Source organism: Streptomyces sp. V3I7 (assembly GCF_030817495.1).
Taxonomy (GTDB): Bacteria; Actinomycetota; Actinomycetes; order Streptomycetales; family Streptomycetaceae; genus Streptomyces.
On the sequence record NZ_JAUSZK010000001.1, the window covers coordinates 2,165,433 to 2,182,783 of the forward strand.

The 17,351-nt window shown below is 71.1% G+C and carries 13 protein-coding genes and 1 pseudogene; 7 read left to right on the top strand and 7 right to left on the bottom strand.

The window, feature by feature from the left end; all coding sequences use genetic code 11:
- Positions 1 to 79: 79 nt before the first annotated feature.
- Positions 80 to 1,084: a YafY family protein gene (locus QFZ74_RS10155; protein ID WP_307620482.1), complete on the bottom strand. Its 1,005-nt coding sequence runs from the start codon at positions 1,082 to 1,084 to the stop codon at positions 80 to 82.
- Between the two features lie 108 nt (positions 1,085 to 1,192).
- Here QFZ74_RS10155 and QFZ74_RS10160 point away from each other — a divergent pair, with 108 nt between their 5' ends.
- Positions 1,193 to 1,705, top strand: a complete 513-nt coding sequence (locus tag QFZ74_RS10160; protein ID WP_307620483.1) for a hypothetical protein — start codon at positions 1,193 to 1,195, stop codon at positions 1,703 to 1,705.
- Positions 1,702 to 3,033: an APC family permease gene (locus QFZ74_RS10165; RefSeq protein ID WP_307620484.1), complete on the top strand. Its 1,332-nt coding sequence runs from the start codon at positions 1,702 to 1,704 to the stop codon at positions 3,031 to 3,033. Before QFZ74_RS10160 ends, QFZ74_RS10165 begins: the two co-directional genes overlap by 4 nt.
- Before the next feature lie 305 nt (positions 3,034 to 3,338).
- On the opposite strand, the gene QFZ74_RS10170 is transcribed toward QFZ74_RS10165, so the two are convergent.
- Positions 3,339 to 3,527 (bottom strand): hypothetical protein, encoded by a 189-nt coding sequence (locus tag QFZ74_RS10170; RefSeq protein WP_307620485.1) that lies wholly within the window; start codon positions 3,525 to 3,527, stop codon positions 3,339 to 3,341.
- A gap of 95 nt (positions 3,528 to 3,622) precedes the next feature.
- Here QFZ74_RS10170 and QFZ74_RS10175 point away from each other — a divergent pair, with 95 nt between their 5' ends.
- Both QFZ74_RS10175 and QFZ74_RS10180 read left to right on the top strand, forming a co-directional pair.
- Positions 3,623 to 4,021 (top strand): hypothetical protein, encoded by a 399-nt coding sequence (locus QFZ74_RS10175; protein ID WP_307620486.1) that lies wholly within the window; start codon positions 3,623 to 3,625, stop codon positions 4,019 to 4,021.
- Positions 4,022 to 4,052: 31 nt separating this feature from the next.
- Entirely contained in the window at positions 4,053 to 4,277 is a 225-nt protein-coding gene (locus QFZ74_RS10180) for a hypothetical protein (RefSeq protein ID WP_307620487.1), read from the top strand.
- A gap of 221 nt (positions 4,278 to 4,498) precedes the next feature.
- Here the strand turns inward: QFZ74_RS10180 and QFZ74_RS10185 are convergent, their stop codons facing one another.
- The 4 genes from QFZ74_RS10185 to ppdK all read right to left on the bottom strand — a co-directional run bounded on the left by QFZ74_RS10185 (position 4,499) and on the right by ppdK (position 10,594).
- Positions 4,499 to 6,127: a transposase gene (locus tag QFZ74_RS10185; RefSeq protein WP_307620488.1), complete on the bottom strand. Its 1,629-nt coding sequence runs from the start codon at positions 6,125 to 6,127 to the stop codon at positions 4,499 to 4,501.
- The gene (locus tag QFZ74_RS10190; RefSeq protein WP_307620489.1) at positions 6,120 to 6,695 is read right to left on the bottom strand and encodes an IS607 family transposase; all 576 of its coding nucleotides are present in this window, start codon (positions 6,693 to 6,695) and stop codon (positions 6,120 to 6,122) included. Before QFZ74_RS10190 ends, QFZ74_RS10185 begins: the two co-directional genes overlap by 8 nt.
- A gap of 36 nt (positions 6,696 to 6,731) precedes the next feature.
- On the bottom strand, positions 6,732 to 7,673 hold the full coding sequence (locus QFZ74_RS10195; RefSeq protein WP_307620490.1) for an oxidoreductase: 942 nt from the start codon (positions 7,671 to 7,673) through the stop codon (positions 6,732 to 6,734).
- A 173-nt stretch (positions 7,674 to 7,846) separates the two neighbouring features.
- Positions 7,847 to 10,594, bottom strand: a complete 2,748-nt coding sequence (gene ppdK, locus QFZ74_RS10200) for a pyruvate, phosphate dikinase (RefSeq protein WP_307620491.1) — start codon at positions 10,592 to 10,594, stop codon at positions 7,847 to 7,849.
- 662 nt (positions 10,595 to 11,256) lie between these two features.
- On the opposite strand from ppdK, the pseudogene QFZ74_RS10205 reads away from it, so the two are divergent.
- Together QFZ74_RS10205 and QFZ74_RS10210 are read left to right on the top strand one after the other, a co-directional pair.
- Positions 11,257 to 11,928 (top strand): annotated as a pseudogene (locus QFZ74_RS10205) (amylo-alpha-1,6-glucosidase); the annotation flags it as partial.
- A 336-nt stretch (positions 11,929 to 12,264) separates the two neighbouring features.
- Positions 12,265 to 13,896: a CDP-alcohol phosphatidyltransferase gene (locus tag QFZ74_RS10210; protein WP_307620492.1), complete on the top strand. Its 1,632-nt coding sequence runs from the start codon at positions 12,265 to 12,267 to the stop codon at positions 13,894 to 13,896.
- A 708-nt stretch (positions 13,897 to 14,604) separates the two neighbouring features.
- Here the strand turns inward: QFZ74_RS10210 and dusB are convergent.
- A complete protein-coding gene (gene dusB / locus QFZ74_RS10215; RefSeq protein ID WP_307620493.1) occupies positions 14,605 to 15,747 on the bottom strand; it encodes a tRNA dihydrouridine synthase DusB in 1,143 nt (380 codons plus the stop codon).
- 83 nt (positions 15,748 to 15,830) lie between these two features.
- Between dusB and QFZ74_RS10220 the strand changes: the two genes are divergently transcribed.
- Positions 15,831 to 17,300, top strand: a complete 1,470-nt coding sequence (locus QFZ74_RS10220; protein ID WP_307620494.1) for an MFS transporter — start codon at positions 15,831 to 15,833, stop codon at positions 17,298 to 17,300.
- The last annotated feature ends 51 nt before the right edge of the window (positions 17,301 to 17,351 follow it).

Consider the following 17,351-nt stretch of genomic DNA (forward strand, 5'->3'; position numbering starts at 1 on the left):
TGACCGTTCGTTCCAGAAATACGGAGTTCGACCCGGATGCGGCCCTGTACCCGCTCAAGTGCCGCAGCACGCACGGCGGTCACCGGCACCGGTAGAGGGCGGCCAGTGACGTCGCCGTCTCCGCCATGTGCGCCCGCAGCTCGGCGGGGGCCAGGACCTCCGCGTCCGCACCGAGGCGGAGGAGCTGTGCGGCGGTGTGGTCGACGGACTCGACCGGGATGACGACCTCGACGCGGCCCTCGGCGTCCGGGGAGCCGGCGCTGTCGCGGGCGGCGCGGGCGAGCGCCGGTTCCAGGAGGTCGGGGAGCCGGCTCAGGATCCGCGGGGACAGGCGTACCGTCGCCTCGCCCCGGTGGCGGCGGGCGTCGAAGTCCGCGAGGTAGTCGCGCCAGTGAGCGGCCAGGTCGAAGCCGTCCGGGCGGGTGAAGGCGTCGTCCAGGACTTGGATCCGGAGGATCTGGGAGACACGGTAGGTCCGGCAGGCCTGTGCGTCCTTCGGGTCATCCGGGCCACCCGGCCGGGCCGCCACCAGGTACCAGCGGCCGGACTTGAGCACGAGCCCGTAGGGGGCCAGCGTCCGGGACACCTCCTGGGGAGCCCGCCAGCGCCGGTAGCGGATCCGTATCCGGCGCTGGCGCCACACCGCGTCGGTGACGGCGGCGAGGTGCGGGGTGGCGTCCGGCTCGGCATACCACCCCGAGGTGTCGAGATGGAACCGCTGCCGCAACTCCCCGCTCCTCTCCCGCAGTTCTGCGGGGAGCGCCGCCGTGAGCTTCAGCTGGGCGGTGGCCAGGACGGCCCCGAGCCCGAGGTCGGCGGCGGCTCCCGGCAGCCCGGCCAGGAAGAGCGCCTCCGCCTCGTCCGGGGTGAGCCCGGTCAGCCGGGTGCGGTACCCGTCGACCAGCTGGTAGCCGCCCTCGTGCCCGGGATCACCGTAGACGGGCACACCCGCGGCGGCGAGCGACTCCATGTCCCGGTAGACGGTGCGGACGGACACCTCCAGCTCGTCGGCCAGTTGCCGGGCGGTCATCCGGCCACGCGTCTGGAGGAGCAGCAGGGCGGAGAGAAGTCGGCTCGCGCGCATGGCGGGAGTCTGCCGCACTCTGCTGACACAAGCTGTCAGGGGACCCGGGCTAGCTTTCCGGCCGGGCGCCCGATCAGGGCGCGAGGCAGAGCGAAGGACAGACCCGTTATGAGCACTGCATCCACCCCCAGACCCACCCGCCGCCCCGGCATCGGGGACTTCGACTTCCTGGTGGGAACCTGGGACGTGACGAACCGGCGGCTGGTCGAGCCGCTGAGCGGCGACACCGAGTGGGACGAGTTCCCGGGCTGGGTGGTGTGCCACGGCACCCTGTTCGGCGGTGCGGCCAACCTGGACGAGATCGCCTTCCCGACCAAGACGTTCAACGGTCTGACACTGCGCCTGTTCGACCCGGTGCGCGAGGAATGGTCGCTGAACTGGGTGAGCAGTCGTACCGGACTGCTCCAGCCGCCGGTCTTCGGTCGGTTCGGCGACGACGGCCGGGGCGAGTTCTACGGCGACGACACCCACGAGGGCACTCCCGTGCGCTGCCGCTTCATCTGGTCGGGGATCACGCCGCTCTCGGCGCGCTGGGAGCAGGCGTTCTCGACGGACGGCGGGCAGAGCTGGGAGACCAACTGGACCATGGACTTCCGGCGCACCGGGCAGGTCCCGGCGTGACGGGGAACGTCACCGGGAAGTCGCCGGCGCACGTGGGCGCCGACGCCCGCGTCCCGGTCCGACCGGCCGGACGGCTGACCGTCTGGCAGGGGACCGCGCTGTACGTCGGCGCGGTCCTCGGCACCGGCGTGATCGCGCTCCCCGCCCTCGCCGCGCGGGCGGCGGGACCGGCGTCCCTGCTGGCCTGGCTGGGCATGGTCCTGCTGTCGGTGCCGCTCGCGGCCACCTTCTCGGCGCTGGGCGCCCGGTACCCGGACGGTGGCGGCGTCTCCACCTACGTGCGGCACGCCTTCGGCGGGCGGGCCGCGGCGGTGGTCGGCTGGTGTTTCTACTTCGCCGTACCGGCGGGATGCCCGGCGGCGGGGATGTTCGCCGGCGCCTACGTCGCGAACGCGCTCGGCGGCGGCCGGCTCACGGTGGCGCTCACGGCCCCGGTGCTGCTCGTCGTCGTCACGGTGGCCAACGGCTTCGGACTGAGGGTGTCGGGCCGACTGCAACTCGTCCTCGCCGTCCTGCTCGTCACGCTGCTGCTGGCCGCCGTGGCCGCGGCGGTGCCCCACGCCCGCGTGGACAACCTGCGGCCGTTCGCCCCGCACGGCTGGGCCGCGGTCGGTTCGGCCGCGGCCCTGCTGGTCTGGAGCTTCGCGGGCTGGGAGGCCATCACCCACCTGGCCGCCGACTTCCGCCGCCCCGCACGGGACCTGCCGCGCGCCGCTCTCATGGCGGTGGCCGTCGTCGGCGTGCTCTACCTGGCCGTCGCCGCCGCCGGCCTGCTCGTCCTCGGCCCGGCCGCCGGCACCACCGACGCCCCGCTGGCCGAACTGCTGGCGCTCGGGACCGGTGGAACCGCCCGTGGTCCGGCCGCGGTCGTCGCGGTGCTGCTCACGCTCGGCGTGATGAACTCCTACTTCGCGGGCGCGGCCAAGCTCGGCGCCGCGCTCGGCCGGGACGGCGCGCTGCCGTCGTGGCTCGCCCGGGGCAGCAGCGCCGGCGAGGTACCGCGGCGCAGCCTGGCCCTGGTGTCCGGCCTCGCGGCCGTCGCCCTCGCCGTCACCACCTTCGCCGGCGTGGGCCCCCAGCCGCTCGTCCTGCTCTCCACCGGCTCGTTCGTCACGGTCTACGCCCTGGGCACCGCCGCCGCCCTGCGCCTGCTGCCCCGCGGCACCCTCCACCACCGCGCCGCTCTCCTCGCGCTCATCGCGGTAGCGGCCCTCCTCCTCATGACCGGCCGCTATCTCCTCTGGCCGCTGATCGTCACGGCGGGCGCACTGGGCTATGTGCGGTGGCGCAGGGAACGGGACAAGCGGCAGTCCCGGCGGGTGAGTTGAGGGCCCTCTCACTCCCCCTCGGCGGAAGTGCGGGCGAACCCCGCCAGGTTCCGCGGGCAGGCCCACACGTCGCGCGTCATCCGGTCCTCGTACCAGGAGCCCGCGTCCTCCTCGTCGGACGGGGCCGCCGCGCACTCGGCGTCCCGGTCCGGGTGGGCCAGCTCCAGGACTTGACTTGCTCCTCGGGCTGAAGCCCGAGGATTCTGGCCTTCTCGTCCGATGCTGTGCCGCTACGCGACACGAGGTTCGGGGGGAGAATCCGTGGCTTTCTGCTTCGTCGCGCTGCGCCGGGACGAGTCCTGGTCTTACCGGCGCTCCACAGGCTGCAACCGCCAGTCCGGCGGCCGTTTTGACGTTCTTCGCGGCAATACCGTGCCCGGTGCATCGCTGCCGTAGTAGTAGCCGTGCCGGATCCCGTCCCAGTCGGCTATGAGGGCGTCCCACTCGGCAGGAGTGGCCAGCGCCGGGACCTGGGTCTTCCCTGCTTCGGTCATGATCCGAGAATGTCATGGGCTCGCTGCGGCTCGAGTTCCGCGTACGTCTGCTGTCTGCCGCCTGCGATGTCAGTGGCGGCTGCGACGCTGGCGGTATGACTCCTTGGAACCTGCTCGATCTCGACAGCGCCCTGCGTGCCAGTTGGGCCGCCGACACCTGTTCACCCGATGACCAGGCCGACTGGCAGCCCGGCAACCCGGCCTGGGGGCACTGTGACATCACGGCCTTGGTCGTCAACGACGTCTTCGGGGGTGATCTCATGCTTGGTGAAGTGCACCTCGACGGGGTCCAGCACGGCTTCCACTGGTGGAACCAGCTGCCCAGCGGGGTTGAACTCGACCTGACGCGCGAGCAGTTCCGGCTCGGACAGGCCATCACCGCCGCCCGTGTCGTCGAGCGGCCGCCGGGTCCTCTGCCGCGCCGCTGGGAGGAGTACCTCCTTCTGCGTGAGCGCGTCGTCAAGCACCTCGGTCGCCTTCCGGAACCCGTTTGAGTGGAGGTCCGGGTCGGCCTACGTTTCGTACATGGCTGACGAGAGCGAGAGTGCCGTACAAGCGGCCGTCGATGGGGAGTTGCGGCTGCTCGACCCTGAGGTGCGTGCTTCTCCGGCGCTGGTGCTGGAGCTCCTGGATCGGGACTTCACCGAGATCGGAGCGTCGGGACGCTGGTGGGACGCCGAGTCGATCCTCACGGTGACGAGTGCGGGAACAGTGTCGCCGGAGTCCCCGGTCGAGGTCAGCCGGATGTAAGGAACGGTCCTTGCTCCGGGCGTCGTTCACTTGACGTACTTCGCCGACAACCAGGGGCGCAGGGTCTGGCGGAGTTCCGTGTGGCGGCTGACGGAAGCAGGCTGGCGCCTGTGCTTCCATCAGGGAACCTTGGCCGGCTGACGAGGAGGCGAGGGGGAGGGGACGTCGTAGACGCCCCCTCTGAAAGGGCTACGCCTTGAGCGCCTCGTACGTCACCGTTCCTAATCAGTGAGCAGGAGTGAGTCTTGGGCCCATACCTGGTCACTGCGGACATCCCGAACGGTTTTGGGTGTCCTGGTCGCCCGCGTACTCGCCGCGTCCGGCTGCACGGATCGTGTCCGTGGTCCGGGGATGCGGGGGCGGGTTTCCTCACGCTCAAGGGCTTCCGGTCCGGCCTGGGCGGTCCGATGCCCGCGACGATCGCTCTGGTCGTTGCGGGGCGGTGCCGTCCGTCGCCGGATCGGGTGTCCTTGGGCGCGTCGCCCGATCGCGATGCTTGCCGCATCGTGACGGGTCGTCTTACGGGTCTTGCTGGTGAGGGGCTTCTGCCAGTGCTGAGCGCCCCACTTGCTGGTGTAGGCCGGATCGACAGCGATGATCGCGATACCGGTGGCGTCGGCCATCGACGTCAAGCGAGCGCGGAGCCTGCCGGTGGGCATACCGGAGATGAGCTGCCGGAACTTGCGGCGCCGGCCGTTCTTCTCCCTGGTCTTCTCGGCCTGGAAGTCGAGGTCTTCGACCGCGATGGCCTTCACGCCGCAGGTCTTGGCCCAGTTCAGAAGCCGGGACAGGGCGTGGCGGACCTGGGCGTCTCGGTGGTCGGCCGACCCGCTGAGGTCGTAGGAGAAGCGGCGGGGCTGCCCGGTCGGGTTGCCGCAGGTGTCGAGGCGCCAGGCCGCGAGGTGATCAGCGTTGGTGTCCACACCGATCACACCGTGAGCCAGGGCGGCATCCAGCGGGATGGTCTTCGACGGCGGGATCTGCCAGGAAGCGGTCAGGTACCAGCGGTCCTTGGCCACGTCCAGGTGGATGCGGTAGGCGACTGCCCGGTTGGCCTCGATGCGGTCGGCCCACTGCGTACCCCGGTGCGGAAACCGCGCCTTGGCGGCGAGTACGTACCGGCCGTGCTTGGCGTTGGCGTACTCGGCGAGGGGAGCCGGGAGCTTGATGGACACCTCGCCGTCCGGGGCGACTCGGATGGTTTCGTTCCCGAAGCGCTTGCCGGACTCGCCGTCGGCCTGGAGGAACCAGCGTTCCGCCTCCCACCGTGTCCGCCACTCGGCCTCGGTGAGCTGCGCGGCGTCGAGGTTGTGACGGTTGCCCGCAAGGCGCTTGCCGCCCCGCACGACGTGCACGACGCCCTCTTCGCGGTCGGCTCGCTCCCGCTCAAGGCGTTCTTCGAGGACATGCAGGCGACGGGCCTTGTGGAACCACTCGTTCTTCGAGCGGTACCCGCCTGGAGCCTTCTTGGTGCCCTTCTCCCCGATGGGCTGGGACAGACGGTGCCGAATCGTCGTGAGACCTGCTTCGAGGCCCTGGACGTGCGCGAGCTGGCAGCGGCGGGACAAGGCCCACTGGTCGTGCGTTGCCTTTGTGATCGCCCCCGCCCAGCGGGACGACGACTCAGAGGTCAGGCTCTTCTTCCGGGCCGCCCACGTGTCCGTGGAGTGTTCCAGGCCGTCCGCGCATCGGGCCTTGAGATCGCGGGAGGCAAGCGACCCGAGGTGCGCGCCTACCAGTCGCAGCACCTTCTCGTCGGCGGGTGTCAGGCCCTTGAGGCGGTCGCGAATCGCCACACCGGATGGCCCGAGGGCAACTAACGGCGCGGCGATCGGGCGGAGGTCAGCCATGTTCGGCGGCCTCCAGCGCCTTGCGGGCGCGGTTCTTCGCCGACCTGCGCCCGTACAGGCGGGCACAGAACGAGGTCAGCACCTCCACCATGTCCCGCACCAGGTCGTCTTCGACCTCGCCGTCGTCCAGCACCAGCAGCCGACGGCCCGTCGCGGACAAGGCGGCCTCGACAAGCTCGACGTTCATCCGGCCGAGCCGGTCCTTGTGCTCCACCACCACGCAGGTCACGTTCGGGTCGGCCAGCAGACGCCGGGCCTTGGAACGGCAGCCGTTCATCCCGGAAGCGATCTCCGCCTCAACACGAACGATTCGGTGACCGGCCTTCGCCGCCCACGCCGACAGCCGTGTGACCTGGCGTTCCAGATCGGTCTTCTGATCGTGCGAGGACACCCGGGCATACAGGCCCAGACCACCGATGACCTCGGGCGTGGTGTTCGCGTCAATGTTCACCAGAATCGTACGCGGCCCGACCCGCTGAGCCGGCACCGGCAATATCCCCTCACGGAACCAGCGATACGCGGTCTGCGGATGCACGCCCTGCGTCTTCGCCCATTCCGTCAGATTCACGCTCTGACAACGACACTCACTCATACATGGTTACGCTCACTCACCCGACTTCAAGGACCAGCAGGTGGAGACCCCGGTCAGCCGCTCCGACGCCTCCCAAAGCAGCTTCGACGTCTGGTCGTTGCGCGTCCAGCTCGTCCGCCAGGACAGGGCCGGTGCGCCGCGCCACATCGCGAAGCTCGGGCCGTAGAAGGAGTCAGGGCCGGCCGCCGGGTCGGTGGCGGCTCGGAGCGTGGGCAGCGCGCCCGCTTCCGCGGACTGGGCGAAGACCCGGTTGCCGAGCTCCATCAGCTGCTCGGCACGCCTACGCCCCTCCGCCTTCGGACCCGCCGTCTGGAGATTGGTGGCCGCGTAGCCGGGGTGGGCGGCGGTCGCGGTCACGTCGGCGCCGGTGGCCGCCAGGCGGCGGGCCAGCTCGTGGGTGAAGAGGAGGTTGGCGGTCTTGGAGCGGCCGTAGGAGATCCAACGGCGGTACCCGCGCTCGCTGTTGAGGTCGCCGAGGTCGATGTTGGACAGGGCGTGCAGCATGCTCGACACGGTCACGACCCGCGCGCCGGGCACCGCCAGCAGCCTGGGCAACAGCAGCCCCGTGAGGGCGAAGTGGCCCAGGTGGTTGACGCCGAACTGGGTCTCGAAGCCGTCCGCGGTCGTGCCGTACGGCGGCGCCATCACGCCCGCGTTGTTGACGAGCAGGTCGAGACGGTCGTACGGGAGGGCCTGCGCGAACTGCCGTACCGACGCGAGGTCCCCGAGGTCCAGCTGCCGGAACTCGGCCGTGGCGCCCGGCACTTCGGCAGCGAGACGCCCGGCCGCCTCGGCGCCCCGCGCCTCGCTGCGGCAGGCGAGCACCACACGCGCCCCCTTGCGCGCCAGCTCGCGCGCGGTGACGTACCCGAGCCCGCTGTTGGCCCCGGTGACGACGGCCACCCGGCCGGTCAGATCAGGGATGTCGGTCACGTTCCAGGCCGCACTGCTCACGAGTCGGTCACCTTCCTTGGCGGGGGCCGGTCGTGCCCGAGCGTACGTGCAGCCGGACATGCGGAAAGGGGCGGCACCCCCGCACAGGGTGCCGCCCCTTCCATCGGGCGCCGGAGCCGGCGTCGATCGGTTGAGGGTCGGGGACCTTCACCGGCTCCGGGTTCAGTGGAGGGTCAGCGGTGGTCGCTGCCCTCGGACTGGGTGGCCGCGCGGCCCGCTTCGAGGCGGGCGACCGGGATGCGGAACGGGGAGCAGGAGACGTAGTCCAGGCCGACCTCGTGGAAGAAGTGGACCGACTCCGGGTCGCCGCCGTGCTCGCCGCAGACGCCGAGCTTCAGGTCGGGGCGGGTGGCGCGGCCGGCCTTCGCCGCCGCCTTCACCAGCGAGCCGACGCCGTCCTTGTCGATCGTCTCGAACGGGGAGACGCCGAAGATGCCCTTCTCCAGGTACGCCGTGAAGAAGCTCGCCTCCACGTCGTCCCGGCTGAAGCCCCACACCGTCTGGGTGAGGTCGTTCGTGCCGAAGGAGAAGAACTCCGCCGCCTCGGCGATCTGGTCCGCGGTCAGGGCGGCGCGTGGCAGCTCGATCATCGTGCCGATCGCCAGCTTGAGCTGCGTGCCCGTGGCCGCCTCGACCTCCGCGATGACGGCGTCGGCCTCCTCGCGGACGATCTCCAGCTCCTGGACGGTGCCGACGAGCGGGATCATGATCTCGGGGCGCGGGTCGCCCTTGGCGTTCTTGCGCTCGGCGGCCGCCTCGGCGATGGCGCGGACCTGCATGGTGAACAGGCCCGGGATGACCAGACCGAGGCGTACGCCGCGCAGGCCCAGCATCGGGTTCTGCTCGTGCAGGCGGTGGACGGCCTGGAGCAGGCGCAGGTCGTTCTCGTGCGGCTCCTGGCGGGACTCGGCGAGGGCCACGCGTACTGACAGCTCGGTGATGTCGGGCAGGAACTCGTGCAGCGGCGGGTCGAGGAGGCGGACCGTGACCGGGAGGCCGTCCATCGCCTCGAACAGCTCGACGAAGTCCTTCTTCTGGAGCGGAAGCAGCTCCTCCAGGGCGGCCTGCCGCATCTCCTCCGTGTCCGCGAGGATCAGCTTCTCGACCATCTCGCGGCGCTCGCCGAGGAACATGTGCTCGGTGCGGCACAGGCCGATGCCCTGGGCGCCGAATCGCCGCGCCCGCAGCGCGTCCTCGGCGTTGTCGGCGTTGGCGCGCACCCGCAGCCGGCGCTTGCGGTCGGCGAAGGCCATGATGCGGTGGACGGCCTCGACCAGCTCGTCGGCGTCGTCGGCGCCCGCGTGCATCCGGCCCTCGAAGTACTCCACGACCGGGGAGGGGACGACCGGGACCTCGCCGAGGTAGACCTTGCCGGAGGAGCCGTCGATGGAGATGACGTCGCCCTCCTCGACCACGTGGCCGCCCGGCACCGTCATCCGGCGCCGCTTGGTGTCGACCTCCAGCTCCTCGGCGCCGCAGACACAGGTCTTGCCCATGCCGCGCGCGACGACGGCCGCGTGGGAGGTCTTGCCGCCGCGCGAGGTCAGGATGCCCTCGGCCGCGATCATGCCGTCGAGGTCGTCGGGGTTGGTCTCGCGGCGGACGAGGATGACCTTCTCGCCCGAACGGGACCACTTCACGGCGGTGTACGAGTCGAAGACCGCCTTGCCGACCGCCGCGCCCGGCGACGCGGCGATGCCCCGGCCGACCTTCTCGACCTTCGCGTCCTCGTCGAAGCGCGGGAACATCAGCTGCGCGAGCTGGGCACCGTTGACGCGCTGGAGCGCCTCGGTCTCGTCGATCAGACCCTGGTCCACCAGCTGGGTGGCGATGCGGAAGGCGGCACCGGCCGTGCGCTTGCCGACGCGGGTCTGGAGCATCCAGAGCTGGCCGCGCTCGATGGTGAACTCGATGTCGCAGAGATCCTTGTAGTGGTTCTCCAGGGTCTCCATGATCTGCATGAGCTGGTCGTACGACTTCTTGTCGATCGACTCCAGCTCCGCGAGCGCGACCGTGTTGCGGATGCCGGCGACGACGTCCTCGCCCTGCGCGTTCTGCAGGTAGTCGCCGTAGACGCCCTGGTGGCCGCTGGCGGGGTCGCGGGTGAAGGCGACGCCGGTGCCGGAGTCCGGGCCGAGGTTGCCGAAGACCATCGAGCAGACGTTGACGGCCGTGCCGAGGTCGTGCGGGATGCGCTCCTGGCGGCGGTAGAGCTTGGCGCGGTCGCCGTTCCACGAGTCGAACACCGCCTTGATGGCGAGGTCCATCTGCTCGCGCGGGTCCTGCGGGAAGTCCCGGCCGGCCTCCTTCTTGACGATCTTCTTGAAGGTGGTGACCAGCTTCTTCAGGTCGGCGGCCTCCAGCTCGGTGTCGACCGAGACCTTCTTGGCCTCCTTGGCCTTGTCCAGGGCCTCCTCGAAGAGCTCGCCGTCGACGCCGAGGACGGTCTTGCCGAACATCTGGATCAGGCGGCGGTAGGAGTCCCACGCGAAGCGGTCGTCGCCGGCCTGCTTGGCCAGGCCCTGCACGGACTTGTCGGAGAGGCCGATGTTCAGGACCGTGTCCATCATGCCGGGCATGGAGAACTTGGCGCCGGAACGGACGGAGACGAGCAGGGGGTTGTCGGCCTGGCCGAGCTTCTTGCCCATCTTCTGCTCGAGGGCGTCGAGGTGTGCACTCACCTCGTCACGCAGTGCCGCGGGCTCCTCGCCGCTGTCGAGGTAGGTCTTGCAGGCCTCGGTGGTGATGGTGAAGCCCGGAGGGACGGGAAGGCCCAGGTTGGTCATCTCGGCGAGGTTCGCGCCCTTGCCGCCGAGGAGGTCCTTGAGGTCCTTGTTGCCCTCGGTGAAGTCGTAGACGAACTTCACGCCCTCCACGCTGCTGCTCTGCTCGGCTGCGTGGGGATCTTTGTTTTCCGACACGGTTCTCGACTCCTCGAGGACGCGATGGCTGCCCTGACGGCCAGGAACATACCCAGATCGAAGGCGTCTGGGTACATCCAGCAGCGCCTCATACGCCCGTAACCAGCCGTCTGCCACAGGATCGAAAGTCAAGGCGCGGAGAGCGCCGGACTCAGACTGTCTTCATTTCTTGAACGAATGAGCCCTTCTAGGCCTTCTTTTCGCTCACATGAGCAGCTCTCTCTACGTTTGAGTTCAAGTATTGAACGCACAAGGGGTGGCACCCAGTGCCACCCCTTGGAGAAGTACAGTCGCCGCCGATTCGCTCATCTGAGCGCAACCCTTATCAAGGGTGGCGATAATCACGCTGCCACAGGCGGCCGCTTTTCACCATGCGGACCGCCCACGGGACTCCGAGCGGGCCGCGCGTGCACGGGGAGCGGGAGCGGGCAGACGTCCTCGAGAGAGGATCGTGCGCACCGCCGTTCGGCTGGACCGTCGCCCTCGCGCTGGATCTGCTCCCCGTGCTTCCTGGGGCCAGCGGCTGAGGTGCCGGGCGTCCCGGACGAAGAGCCCCTCGGGGTCCGGCGCCCGGCGCCTGGTGTGGACCCTCGACCTCGAACCGCACGGCACGGCCGAGGTGGTGGTGCGGGTGCTGGCCCGGCCGCACGGCGAGCGGCGGGCCCGGCGCCATCTGCTCGGCCGACGGCACGCGCGCGAGCGGCCCGGTGATGGCGGCGGGCGCGCAGGGCTACGCCTACGACGCGTTGCGCCGTACGGCATGGCTCGCGCGCACCGTCTGGCAGGACCAGTCCTACGCGGCCCTGCTGGAACAGGCGGCCGCCGACCTGCGCGACCGCTTCCAGCGGGACTTCTGGATGCCGGACCTCTCCTTCCCGGCGCTGGCGCTGGACGGCCACGGCCGCCAGGTCGACGCGCTGGCCTCGGACGCGGGGCATCTGCTGTGGTCGGGGCTGCTGGACAAGGAGTACGGCGAGGTGGTGGGCCGCCGTCTGCTGGAGCCGGACTTCTTCTCCGGCTGGGGCGTACGTACGCTCGCCTCGGGCCAGCCGGCGTACCACCCGCTCTCGTACCACCGGGGCTCGGTCTGGCCGCACGACAACGCTCTGATCGCGCTCGGCCTGTCCCGCTACGGCCTCCACGACGAGGCCCGCGCGGTCGCCCAGGCCCTGGTCGACGCGGCCGCTACCACCGCCCACCGGCTGCCCGAACTTCTCGCGGGGTACGACCGGACGGCCCATCCGCGACCGGTACCGTTCCCGCACGCCTGCGTCCGCGAGTCCCGCTCGGCGGCGGCTCCGCTGGCGCTGCTGACGGCGGTGGGCGGCGCGTAGTACAGGATTGACGACCCGTTTGCCCGGTGTTTGCCGACGGCCGTGAACAGGGGCCGCCGGCCGGCCGTACGGAAGGACGGCGTGCTCCTGCCTCCCCAGCGTGGCCCGCCACCCATTCCCCCGCTCACGGTCTCGCACGGAAGGACCCCCGGGTTGTCCCAGCACACGAGCACGCGCCAGTCACCGGACACGACCGGGGAGCCGAAGGAAGCCGAGACACAGCCCGCGCAGCCCCGTCCCCGCCCCCGCCACCGTCCCGGTGAGTGGCGGGTGTGGCGTTTGTGGCGCGGGTGGCGGGGGGCGTGGCGTGTGTGGCAGCAGGCTCACCCCACCGCCGTGCGCACCGCCTCCGTCACCCTCACCGTCCTCGCGGCCCTCCTCGTCCACGTCTGTCTTGTGCTGCCGAACGTGCCGTCCGGGCTGCGGCCCGCCTCCTTCGTACGGCTGCCGGCCGAGGCGATCATGGGGGCCGTCGTCCTGCTCAGCGTGCCGCGCCGGGCGCGGGTGGCGGTGTCGGCGACGGCGGGGGCGCTGCTGGGCCTCGTCGCCGTGGTGAACCTGTTCGACCTGGGCTTCAACGAGTTCCTCGGCCGGGGCTTCAACGTCATCCTGGACTGGAGCCTGCTCGACGACGCCCGCGGGTATCTCCGGGACACCTTCGGGGGCCCCGCCGAGGCCGGCATCACGATCGGCGCGGTGCTGCTGATCGTCCTGGTGATCGCGCTCGTCTCGCTGGCCACCGTGCGGCTGTCCGCCCTGCTGGCCGCGCACCGGGCCCGGGCCTCGCGCGGCGCGCTGATCGTGGGCACCGTGTGGATCGCCTGCACCGCGCTCGGGCTCCAGGTCGCCGGGGTCCCGCTCGCCTCGGAGCACACCGCCACCGTTCTGAAGGCCCAGGCGCGGCAGATGCGGGACACGCTGCGGGACGAGGCGGCGTTCGCGAAGACGGCGCGGGTGGACGCGTTCGCGAACACGCCGGGCTCCGAGCTGGTGCCGGGCCTGCGTGGCAAGGACATGATCTTCACGTTCATCGAGAGCTACGGCCGTACCGCCATCGAGGACCCGGTCATCGCGCCCGGCGTCGACCGGACGCTGGACCGGAGCAACCGGGCGCTGGCCAGGGCCGGTTACCACGCGAAGAGCGGCTGGCTGACGTCGGCGACGTACGGCGGCGGCAGCTGGCTCGGCCACTCCACGACGATGTCCGGCCTGTGGGTCAGCAGCCAGCAGCGCTACCGCACGGTCATGGCGGGCGACCACCTCAGCCTCACCAAGATGTTCAGGAAGACCGGCGCCTGGGACACGGTGGGTGTCATGCCGGGCGTGCAGAAGGCGTGGCCCGAGCAGAAGTTCTACGGCCTCGACAAGGTCTACAACGCCTTCCAACTGGGGTACAAGGGGCCGAAGTTCAGCTGGTCGACGATGCCGGACCAGTACGCCCTCGAACAGTTCCAGAAGCGGGTGCACGGCAAGAAGCGCACCGACGGCAAGCAGCTGATGTCGTTGGTCATCCTGACCTCCAGCCACCAGCCGTGGGCGCCGATTCCGAAGATGGTGGGCTGGGACCGGCTCGGCGACGGCTCGGTCTTCAAGGGCATCGAAGCGGCGGGCAACGACCCGGCCGACGTGATCGCGGACACGGCCAAGTCCCGTCAGGAGTACGGCAAGTCGGTGCAGTACTCGGTCACCGCGCTGGCCCAGTGGCTGGAGCGCTACGGCACGAACGACACGGTGCTCGTCGTCCTCGGCGACCACCAGCCCATCGCCCGCGTCAGCGGCAACCACTCCGGCTTCGACGTGCCGATCTCGATCGTCGCGAAGGACCCGAAGGTACTGGACAAGATCGCAAGCTGGAACTGGACGAACGGCCTGCGCCCCGCCCACAACGCCCCGGTCTGGCGCATGGACGCCTTCCGCAACCGCTTCCTCACGGCCTACGGCTCGACCCCCCACCCAAAGAAGGACTGACGCCCCGCCACCGTCCCACCGGGCTGGCGGCCTGGCCCACCGAACGCGGCTACCCGCCGACCACCACGCCACGGCGCCGCCGGGTCTCCAGACCCCTGAACCGCGGGGCCGCCGACCGGACCACCGGGCGGCTGGACCGCTGGACCGCCAGACCGCCGCGCCCCTGTGCCGCCGCACCGCCAGGCCGCCGGGCGGGGCCGGTACTGGGCCACTGGACCGCCAGGCCGCCAGGCAGGGCCGGCGCTGGACCACCGCACCGCCAGGCCGCCAGACGGGGCCGGTACTGGGCCACCGCACCGCCAGGCCGCCAGGCAGGGCCGGTACTGGGCCACCGGGCCGCCGGACGGGGCCGGCGCTGGACCACCGCACCGCCAGGCCGCCAGACGGGGCCGGTACTGGGCCACCGCACCGCCAGGCCGCCGGGCGGGACTGGTACTGGGCCACCGCACCGCCAGGCCGCCGGGCGGGGCCGGTACTGGGCCACTGGACCACCGGGCCGCTCGGCCAGGGGCGAGCCGCCGAAGGCGGCGGCCTCCTGGCCCGCTCGGGTCCCGAGCACCGAAAGGTGCTCCGCCCGGGCTCACGGGGGGTCCGGGGGGAGCGGAAAGGTGCCCTCCCACCGGGACCCGCGGGGTCCGGGGCGGAGCCCCGGGGGTGGGTGACCTCTCGGCCTGCCGAGTCGGGCGGGTGGGTGGGCGAAAAATCCGCTCAACCGCCGGAGGTATCCAGTTCCGCTTCCTCCCCCACGCCCGCACAGTCGTACGGATCCTTCAGCCAGCCGTCCGGCAGCACCACGCGGTTGTTGCCGGACGTACGCCCGCGGGGGCCGTCCGCGCCGTCGGGCCAGGGCTGGTCGAGGTCCAGCTCGTCGAGGCCGGCGCGCAGCTCCCCCAGCGAGGAGGTGATCGCGAGCCGCTTGCGCATCTCGGAGCCGACCGCGAAGCCCTTCAGGTACCAGGCGACGTGCTTGCGGAAGTCGATGACGCCCTTGGACTCGTCGCCGATCCACTCGCCGAGCAGCGTGGCGTGCCGGACCATCGCGTCGGCGACCTCGCGCAGCGCCGGGCGGGCGAGGTCCTGCGTACGGCCCTCGAAGGCGGCGACCAGGTCCTGGAACAGCCACGGCCGCCCGAGGCACCCGCGGCCGACGACCACACCGTCGCACCCGGCCTCGCGCACCATCCGCAGCGCGTCCTCGGCCGACCAGATGTCGCCGTTGCCCAGGACCGGGATCTCCGGCACATGCTCCTTGAGGCGCGCGATCGCGTCCCAGTCCGCCGTGCCTCCGTAGTGCTGGGCGGTCGTGCGGCCGTGCAGCGCGATGGCGCTCACGCCCTCCTCGACGGCGATGCGGCCGGCGTCGAGGTAGGTGATGTGGTCGTCGTCGATGCCCTTGCGCATCTTCATGGTCACCGGCAGGTCGCCGGCCCCGCTGACGGCCTCGCGCAGGATCGCCCGCAGCAGGTGGCGCTTGTACGGGAGCGCGGAACCGCCGCCCTTCCTGGTGACCTTCGGGACCGGGCAGCCGAAGTTCAGGTCGATGTGGTCGGCGAGGTCCTCCTCCGCGATCATGCGGACGGCCTTGCCGACGGTCGCCGGGTCCACGCCGTACAGCTGGATCGAGCGCGGCTTCTCCGTCGCGTCGAAGTGGATCAGCTGCATGGTCTTCTCGTTGCGCTCGACCAGCGCCCGGGTCGTGATCATCTCGCTCACGAACAGGCCCTTGCCGCCGCTGAACTCCCGGCACAGGGTGCGGAAGGGCGCGTTGGTGATACCGGCCATGGGGGCCAGCACGACGGGCGGCTGGACGGTGTGCGGACCGATCTGGAGGGGGGACACGGGCGTGGACATTCCCCCATTGTCGCGTATCGAGGCGGAGGGGCGTGACCCCGGTGGTTAGTTAGGCGCACTATTGAATGTCGTACGATGGGGTCATGCCCGAGTTGAGTCATCGTCGACGCCTGCTCGTGCTCGCGATCTGCTGCTCCAGCCTGCTGATCGTGAGTCTCGACAACACCGCGCTGAACGTGGCGCTGCCCTCGATGCAGCGCGAACTGCACGCCACGACGTCGGGCCTGCAGTGGACGATCGACGCCTACACGCTGGTACTGGCCTCGCTGCTGATGCTCGCGGGCTCGACGGCCGACCGGATCGGCCGCAAGAAGGTCTTCATGACCGGCCTGGCGACGTTCACCGCCGGTTCCCTGCTGTGCTCGCTCGCGCCGAACCTGGAGCTGTTGATCGTCTTCCGGATGGTCCAGGCGGTCGGCGGCTCGATGCTCAACCCGGTCGCCATGTCGATCATCACCAACACCTTCACCGACGCCCGCGAGCGGGCGCGCGCGATCGGCATGTGGGGCGCCGTGATCGGCATATCCATGGCCGCCGGCCCGCTGGTCGGCGGCCTGCTGGTGGACTCGGTGGGCTGGCGCGCGATCTTCTGGGTCAACCTGCCCGTCGGCCTCGCGGCTCTGCTGCTCACCCTGCGCCTCGTCCCCGAGTCCCGCGCCCCGAAGGCCCGCCGCCCCGACCCCGTCGGCCAGCTGCTGGTGATCACCCTGTTCGGCTCGCTGACGTACGCGATCATCGAGGCGCCGGCCTCCGCCGCCTCCTCGGTCCTGCCGTTCGCCGCGCTCGCCGCGGCCGCCCTGCTCGCCCTGCTGTGGTACGAGCCGCGCCGCGACGAACCCCTCATCGACCTGCGCTTCTTCCGTTCGGTGCCGTTCAGCGGGGCGACGGTGATCGCGATCAGCGCGTTCGCGGCGCTGGGCGGCTTCCTCTTCATGTCGACGCTGTACCTGCAGAACGTACGGGGCCTGAGCGCGCTGCACGCCGGGCTGTGGATGCTGCCGATGGCCGTACCGACGTTCCTGTGCGCGCCGCTGTCCGGACGGCTGGTGGGGGCGCGGGGCCCGCGGCCTTCCCTGCTGCTGGCCGGTGCCGCGATGACGGCCAGCGCCGTGCTGTTCGCGGTCTTCGGGGTGGAGACCTCGAACGTCACACTGTTCGCCGCCTACCTGCTGTTCGGCATCGGCTTCGGCTTCGTCAACGCGCCCATCACGAACACGGCGGTCTCCGGCATGCCGCGCGCCCAGGCGGGCGTCGCCGCCGCCGTCGCCTCCACCAGCCGTCAGCTCGGCCAGACGCTCGGCGTCGCGGTGGTCGGCGCCGTCCTCGCGTCGGGCGTGGGGGCGTCGTCGTACCGGCAGGCCTTCGTGTCGGCGTCGCTCCCCGGCTGGTGGATCCTCACCGGCTGCGGACTCGCGGTGCTCGGCCTGGGCGCGCTGACGAGCGGCCGCCGGGCGCGCGCGAGCGCCGAGCGCACGGCCGAGCGGCTTCGGACGGCCGAGGTGAGCGAGGCCGCGGGGGTTGTGAGCTGCTGCGATGTAACCGTGCACAAGTGAGTTCTGGTGTGCGGGAGCGAGTGCCCGGGCCCGGTGCGTGCCTCTCCTCGC

Bases quoted from the DNA above. Each gene is read 5' to 3' on its own strand.
- QFZ74_RS10155 (WP_307620482.1), bottom strand. From the start codon at position 1,084: ATGCGCGCGAGCCGACTTCTCTCCGCCCTGCTGCTCCTCCAGACGCGT.
- QFZ74_RS10160 (WP_307620483.1), top strand. From the start codon at position 1,193: ATGAGCACTGCATCCACCCCCAGACCCACCCGCCGCCCCGGCATCGGG.
- QFZ74_RS10170 (WP_307620485.1), bottom strand. From the start codon at position 3,527: ATGACCGAAGCAGGGAAGACCCAGGTCCCGGCGCTGGCCACTCCTGCC.
- QFZ74_RS10175 (WP_307620486.1), top strand. From the start codon at position 3,623: ATGACTCCTTGGAACCTGCTCGATCTCGACAGCGCCCTGCGTGCCAGT.
- QFZ74_RS10180 (WP_307620487.1), top strand. From the start codon at position 4,053: ATGGCTGACGAGAGCGAGAGTGCCGTACAAGCGGCCGTCGATGGGGAG.
- QFZ74_RS10185 (WP_307620488.1), bottom strand. From the start codon at position 6,127: ATGGCTGACCTCCGCCCGATCGCCGCGCCGTTAGTTGCCCTCGGGCCA.
- dusB (WP_307620493.1), bottom strand. From the start codon at position 15,747: ATGTCCACGCCCGTGTCCCCCCTCCAGATCGGTCCGCACACCGTCCAG.
- QFZ74_RS10220 (WP_307620494.1), top strand. From the start codon at position 15,831: ATGCCCGAGTTGAGTCATCGTCGACGCCTGCTCGTGCTCGCGATCTGC.